This is a genomic window from Mesorhizobium sp. M0293, from assembly GCF_040321735.1.
Lineage (GTDB): Bacteria > Pseudomonadota > Alphaproteobacteria > Rhizobiales > Rhizobiaceae > Mesorhizobium.
In genome coordinates, this window is record NZ_JAMYSA010000205.1 from 1 (window position 1) to 5340 (window position 5340).

A 5340-nucleotide genomic window follows, 5' to 3' on the forward strand; every position below is an offset into this window, starting at 1 on the left:
ATCGCCCCCACGGCAGCCTAAAGTCAAAACCGCCCATCAGTCGCCTCGCCTTAACCGAGGACAACCTGTTGAGGCTCCACACCTAAGCGAGACGTCACCCTGAGCCTGGACGGACGGGACCGACCATAACGCCCCCGCAAAGACATTAGGCACCGCTAAAACATAAATTGTCCGGAGGCATGTAATCTGCTAGTGTTTGATCACCGACAAACGGCTCTGGAAAGCCGTGCGTCCGACATCATGCACAAGATCAACTCAAACCGGAGAACGGCCATGAAACGGCTTCTGACGGTCGCTGCCCTTTTGGCGGCAGGCAGTTTGGTTACGATGCAAGGCGCAGCCGCCGACGACGCTGCGATGATCAAGAGCGCCGAATCTGCTGCACCCCCTGCCGTGGCAAGCGGCGCTGCGGTCTACGCCGCGGATGACAAGGGCGCCATGCGCACCCTGCGCGAGGGCAAAAACGGCTTCTGGTGCATGCCGGACAGCCCGTCCACGCCCGGCCCGGACCCAATGTGCGGCGATGCCAACTCGATGGAATGGGCGATGGCATGGATGGAAAAGAAAGAACCGCCCAAGGGCAAGGTCGGCTTCATGTACATGCTGTCCGGCGGTACCGATGGCAGCAACACCGATCCCTATGCGACGAAGCCCGAGGAAGGCAACAATTGGATAGAAACCGGCCCGCATGTGATGATCGTCAACGCCATGGACATGATGCAGGGCTATCCGACGGACCCAAAGCCTGACACATCCAAGCCCTATGTGATGTGGCCGGGCACTCCATACGCACATCTCATGATCCCGGTTAAGTAGCTGAAATGGAGTCACGCGGGCGCCAACGCTTGTTTCGCCCGCGCTTGTCCTGATAATTACAAACGCTTGCGGCGTCCGTGACCTTCAATCGAGAGTCTCGGCGGTCGGTAGCGTGTTGGCCCGATCTCCCATCACTTTTCCGGCAAATGGAAAGTTTCGTAACAGCTCGAACAGTGGCGGCCCTGCAACACCAACAAATTCGTATACTCGTCAGAAAGTGCATTGTCTTTGATGACCGTCCGTCGCGGGAGGAGTTCGCGTTGAACCGGACTATCCGACTGATCGCCACACTTGCGCTGTGGAGCGTGCCATTATCCGGCCAGGCGCTTGCGCATGCTCGATTGGTCCAGGCTACTCCAGAGATCAATAGCACCATTGCCGCTCCGCCCACTGAGATTCGACTGCGCTTTAGCGAACCCATTGAGGCTCGATTCTCGGGCATCGATCTGTCGGGGCCGGATGGTGCGAAGATCACCACGGAGATCGCGGTGCAGGATAAGGACATGGTGGCAGCTGTATCAAGGTCCCTTGCGCCGGGTGTTTATCAAGTTGATTGGCACGTGCTGTCAGCAGACGGGCACAAGGTGAAGGGCAATTTCAAATTTGAAGTCAGACCGTAGAAATGGACGTTGATGGCACTCTGGCCTTCGCCCGGTGGGTCTACTTCCTCTCAGTGATGATTCTATTCGGGTCGGCACTCTTCCCTTTCTATGCGCTAGACAGAACCGCGGCTGCCGCGCTTGCGCCTCTACCCCGTAACCTCAATTCTGCCCTCGCACTTGCGGCCGCAATCTTCGCGGCAATTTGGCTGCTGTGTTTTACGGCCGGGCTCTCCGGACGCGAGAGTATGGTTGACACCTTGCGCGGCGTTCTCATGGAAAGCGACTTCGGAACTGTTTGGTTTGTTCGCCTTTCGCTCGTTCTCCTGCTCCTGGTGATCAGTTTCTCGGGGCGGCCCGAATTGATCGTCGGGCCGGCTTTCTTGCTACTGACCTGCGAGGGTTGGCAGGGCCACGCAGCGGCGTTGGGCCTTCTAGGCTCACTGAATCAAGCTCTCCATGTTGCAAGCGCTGGGGCGTGGATAGGTGGCCTCCTGCCCCTCGGCCTGCTTACCGCGGCAGCAGAGCGGCATCCATCCGAAGTCGCAGGCGTGGAAACTGTCCTGTGGCGCTTCTCCCGCTTTGGTATGGTGGCGGTTGCGCTCATTTTTTTGACGGGCGCCATGAACACTTGGCTAGTGCTTGGCTCGTTCCCCGATCCGCGCAACAGCTACGGTCGAGTTCTCCTGTTCAAGATCAGCCTATTCGTCGCGATGGTCGGTTTGGCGGTCTACAATCGATATGCCCTGGTCAGCCGCATAAAGTCCGAACCGGCCAAAAGCTTGCGCACGTTGTCTCGCAACGTTGCGCTGGAGCAGATCGTCGGGTTTGGTGTGCTTCTGGATGTAAGCACGCTGGCGCTTATGGATCCGTACGCATGACGCGCGGACCGCGCAATTATCCGCTGGCAACGTTTCTGCAATTTGCGATCGACACTCACCTCTATCCGCCTGCGCACAGAGTGGCCTGGCGCCGGCGGCCTTCGATCTTCTCGAGGATAAGGAGCATGTCCTTGAGTGAACGCGTCAGTCGGTCGAGTTTCCAGACAACCACGATGTCGCCTTCGTCTAGCTCGCCAAGAAGCCGTTGGAACTCGGGTCGGTCCCCTCCAGATGCTCGCTCCTCCGCGAGCCGCTTGCAGCCGGCGGCTTTGAGAGCACGCAGCTGCAGGCCAGATCCTGATTATCAGTTCTAGAAACACGAGCGCAGCCGACAGGCATTTGCACTCGAGGCTGCTTTGGCACCGCAGACAGGCCTACGCGCTTCTTAGGAATCCCTACTTGGCCTACTCCGTCATCAGGGGATCAGATGGGTCGCTCGTCACGAAACCGACGACCAAAGGATGAAGAAATCGCTGGCTTGCCAAGCGCAGCGCGATATTTAGTGTAACGATGAATTGCATGGACAGGCGGCTGGTACGGTGTGGCAGCCGTGATCGTGATATTGCTTGTGATCGGGTATGCGGCTGGGTGGTTTGGCGGCACACCGCCACCAGCGCCCCAGCAGTAAGCGTGCTCTGGTTGCGGTTGCCGGGTTTCGTGGGCCATGCGAATTGGACGCATTTGTCGTCCAAAGAACTGCAAGCGCCTTAGGCTCCAAAGAGATGCGCTAAACATCTTGGATTCGAACGCGCAGCAGTTTTGCCGAATTCAGGAACACCAGGACATCTGGCCCCAAGTGCAAAATCGCTGCCTGGATAGGGCCGATCCAGCCCATCAGCGCTGCGGTAATGCCTAAAACGTGCACAACACCGACACCGACGAAGATATTTTCCTGAATTGTCCGGTAAGCGCGTCGCGCAATCGCGCGGGCGCTGACAATTCTTGCCAGATCATCCTTCATCAATGCGATGTCGGCGGCTTCCAGCGCTGCCTGCGTGCCGCCGCCGCCCATCGCAATGCCGACATCGGCGCGTGCCAGCGCCGGCGCGTCGTTGATCCCGTCGCCGACCATCGCCACGCGATGGCCCTGCTTTTGCAGTTCGGCGATGGCGGCGACCTTGTCCTGCGGCATCAGATTGGCACGCACTTCATCCACGCCGAGCTCCTTGGCGATGGTCCGCGCTGTGGCCTCATTGTCACCCGTCACCATCACCATGCGCTTGATCCCGGTTGCACGGAGCTTTGCCAGCGCTTCGCGCGCACCTGGTCGCAATGTGTCGGCAATAAAAATCACGCCCGCGAATTTCCCATCGACCGCGACGTGAACCGGCGTCTGTCCGCCCTTTTCGATCGCATCAGAAAGCGGCACGCCGGCCTCGCGCAGCAACGATGCATTCCCGACCAGCACGGTGCGTCCGGAGACCGTCGCCTTCACACCGCGCGCCTGCAACTGCTCGTACTGCTCCGGTTCCGGAACATCGATTTTCATCCGGGCGGCATAATTGACGACCGCCTTCGCCAAGGGGTGAGCCGAGCGCCGATCGGCGGCGGCGGCAAGGCCGATCAGATCAGCTTCCGAAAGCGTGCCGTCCTGCATCTCCACGCCGACAACCTCGGGCTTGTTTGCCGTCAGGGTGCCTGTCTTGTCGAACACCAGGACGTCGACCTTGGCCAAAGACTCCAGATAGACGCCGCCCTTGACCAGAATTCCACTGCGTGCGGCTCGCGCAATGGCTGCGATAATCACCAGAGGGGTCGCCAATCCGAGTTCGGCAGGCGATGTGAAAATCAGCAGAGTGACGATCATCCGAATGTCGCGTGTATAAAGATAAACCGCGACGAGGAAGATCAGCACGACCGGGATCAGCCATGACGCGACCTTATCCGCCAGTTTCTGGACGGGTGCCTGTTCTGCTTCGGCATTCTCGACCAGACTGATAATGCGGGCAAAGGTGGTGTCGGCACCAACCTTCTCGGTCTCGATGTCGAGGGCTCCGGATTCGACGATGGTTCCGGCAAAGACATCGGCGCCATCGCTCTTGTCCTTCGGAATGCTTTCTCCTGTGATCGATGCTTCGTTGACCGAAGCCGCTCCACCGACGACGGTGCCATCGACCGGGATCTTCTCGCCGGCCCGCACCAAGACAACGTTGCCTGCGCGCAGATTCTCGATCGGGACCTTGCGTTCGCCACCTGCGTCCCGCACAAGCGCCACTTGGGGCACCGAGCCGATCAAGTCTTTGATTGAGGCTCGCGCACGATCCATATTCAGATCGGCGATGAACTCCGCGATCAGAATGATCACCATGAGGACCGCGCCGGCGACGGTCTCGCCTCCGATCAGAGCCACCACCGTGGCGATGGTGACGAATATTTCGGTACCGATCTTGTGCTCTTTTGCGAGGTCAACGACGCCGGTCTTGACGAGCGGATACAAGCCGATGGCAACGGCCACCCACAAGGCTTGAATGGGAATCAGCTGTTGCCAGTACAGAAAGGCCATCAGTCCGGTAAATATAATGCGAGCGACTTCGGTCCAACGTTCGCGTGTCATCAACACTCGCCAACCCGATGGAACAGCCTTAGGCGCCGGCTCAACGCTTTCGGTGGCTGCTGTCTCGGATTTCATGATTGGCTCGCTATCTCGGATTGCGGTCTTGGCTTGAAGCGTGAGCGCATCAGGCCCCCGCCGCGGCTATAGTCCTGTCCAGCCATGGTATCCGACATAGAGGCCCGCGGCGATGATGAGAATGCTGGAGAAATAGGGAGCCCAGCGCGCGACGGTCGAGAATCAGGACCAACGTCTGTTCGCGTGCAGGACGCTCAGGGCAGCGGCGGCCCCAACGTGACGAGAGTGATCGTAAGTCCGATCGAGAAGCACAGCACCAGCGAGTGCATGAAAGCTTTCGACACAATTCCGCGCTCGACGGTGGAACAGGCAAACGAGTACGGGGGGGGGCCGCCCCGCACGGCGGGCGCGGGTAGAGTAGAATGATTTGGCTGGTGTGTGGGTTGTTCGTTTAGCGGGGGGTCGGGCGGCGGGG

General features: G+C 59.3%; 5 protein-coding genes. 3 read left to right on the top strand and 2 right to left on the bottom strand.

Going from position 1 to position 5340, the window contains the following annotated elements:
- Window positions 1-273 precede the first annotated feature (273 nt).
- The 3 genes from NKJ06_RS34165 (at window position 274) to copD (ending at window position 2296) form a co-directional block, all read left to right on the top strand.
- On the top strand, window positions 274-816 hold the full coding sequence (locus NKJ06_RS34165; protein ID WP_352635978.1) for a hypothetical protein: 543 nt from the start codon (window positions 274-276) through the stop codon (window positions 814-816).
- Window positions 817-1076: 260 nt separating this feature from the next.
- On the top strand, window positions 1077-1436 hold the full coding sequence (gene copC / locus NKJ06_RS34170; protein ID WP_352635980.1) for a copper homeostasis periplasmic binding protein CopC: 360 nt from the start codon (window positions 1077-1079) through the stop codon (window positions 1434-1436).
- Between the two features lie 2 nt (window positions 1437-1438).
- On the top strand, window positions 1439-2296 hold the full coding sequence (gene copD / locus NKJ06_RS34175) for a copper homeostasis membrane protein CopD (protein WP_352635981.1): 858 nt from the start codon (window positions 1439-1441) through the stop codon (window positions 2294-2296).
- A 61-nt stretch (window positions 2297-2357) separates the two neighbouring features.
- Here copD and NKJ06_RS34180 read toward each other — a convergent pair whose 3' ends face one another.
- Both NKJ06_RS34180 and NKJ06_RS34185 read right to left on the bottom strand, forming a co-directional pair.
- Entirely contained in the window at window positions 2358-2585 is a 228-nt protein-coding gene (locus tag NKJ06_RS34180) for a recombinase family protein (protein WP_352635996.1), read from the bottom strand.
- A 438-nt stretch (window positions 2586-3023) separates the two neighbouring features.
- Window positions 3024-4925, bottom strand: coding sequence for a heavy metal translocating P-type ATPase (locus NKJ06_RS34185; protein WP_352635982.1), 1902 nt, complete (start codon window positions 4923-4925; stop codon window positions 3024-3026).
- Between the last annotated feature and the right edge of the window lie 415 nt (window positions 4926-5340).

Bases quoted from the DNA above. Each gene is read 5' to 3' on its own strand.
- NKJ06_RS34185 (WP_352635982.1), bottom strand. From the start codon at position 4,925: ATGAAATCCGAGACAGCAGCCACCGAAAGCGTTGAGCCGGCGCCTAAG.
- copD (WP_352635981.1), top strand. From the start codon at position 1,439: ATGGACGTTGATGGCACTCTGGCCTTCGCCCGGTGGGTCTACTTCCTC.
- NKJ06_RS34165 (WP_352635978.1), top strand. From the start codon at position 274: ATGAAACGGCTTCTGACGGTCGCTGCCCTTTTGGCGGCAGGCAGTTTG.